Origin of the sequence: Acinetobacter sp. YH16053 (assembly GCF_013417035.1) — a bacterium.
GTDB classification, from domain to species: domain Bacteria; phylum Pseudomonadota; class Gammaproteobacteria; order Pseudomonadales; family Moraxellaceae; genus Acinetobacter; species Acinetobacter towneri.
In genome coordinates this window covers 1-1103 of record NZ_VPEP01000154.1, presented here as the reverse complement: position 1 = coordinate 1103, position 1103 = coordinate 1, and the positions used below count along the sequence as shown (strand labels likewise).

1 protein-coding gene is annotated in these 1103 nt (G+C 40.9%); it reads right to left on the bottom strand.

Going from position 1 to position 1103, the window contains the following annotated elements:
- Positions 1 to 746: 746 nt before the first annotated feature.
- On the bottom strand, positions 747 to 1103 hold a 357-nt coding region (locus FTV43_RS15750), incomplete at its 5' end, for a transposase (RefSeq protein WP_179995865.1).

Here is a 1103-nt window from a genome sequence, read left to right as displayed (position 1 = left end):
AATGTACCTGTTGTAGTTGCAGCATTTGCGGCTTGAATACCGATTAGCCCAATTACTGCTAACGTAGCATAAGAAATAACCTTTTTCATTTATGAACCCTTTTACATCGAATTGTTAATGCATATATGTGAAAAGAGCACACTAAACCTGTACAACTAAATAGTGATATTCTTTACATTCAATAAATTATATTAAATTAATGTAATACAAGCCACATTTTTTTGTAAAAATGTTAATTTTAATGCAACCAGTCCGAATCATGCTGAATACGCTTCGGACTATTTAACATAATAGAGGTTATACGAAATGCTTTTTAAAATATCCTTGTTTTTCATATAGTTAAAAATTTTTCATCCCCCTGAAAAACCACAAAAAACCGACTTGGAAACAAGTCGGTTTCTTTTTAAGCAAAACTGTAACTTTTAGCCAATAAAATTGATCAAAAAACATTCGTTTTTGCATTTTTTCCTGATTTCTCAAGGGTCACAGTTCAGAAATAATCCCCAATTTCTGCGGACAACTCTTGGGATAAAATAGGCCAACTTTGTAAGCTAAAACTTACACAGATTTAAGGATTTTGCGGATTGGTAATCCAAAGCATTAGCCCTATGATGAATACATAAGGGAACTGGATGTTTCCAGAAAACAAGAATAAGAAAATAGCGCAAGGAATGGGCAGCACGAGATCAGTAAGATTAGCAACCCGATATGAAAAAGCCCGACAGGATGTCGGGCTTTTTTTAAGTTCATCGCACTTTGCCGGGAAATGCAGCACGGATCTTGAGGAAGAAGTAGTCCGTGTCGCGGTATCCATAGGCCATCCGCTTAATGACTTTGATCCGGTTGTTCATGCCCTCCAGCACGCTGGTGTTCAGCCGGTGGAGGGCACTGGAAACGATACCCTCCATATATGGCTCCAGCTTCTTGGCAAATCGTACCAAAGCATCAATTCCGCTACCGAGGGCCATGCCGGCCCATTCCCGCCAGGCGCTTCTGGCCGTCGTCTCGCTTTCCGCAAACCATAGCGTCTTAAGTTGGTCCTTGAGCACGTACACCGTAGTCAAGAACGCATTGGCGGCCAGGAGTTCGACCAGCTTGACCGC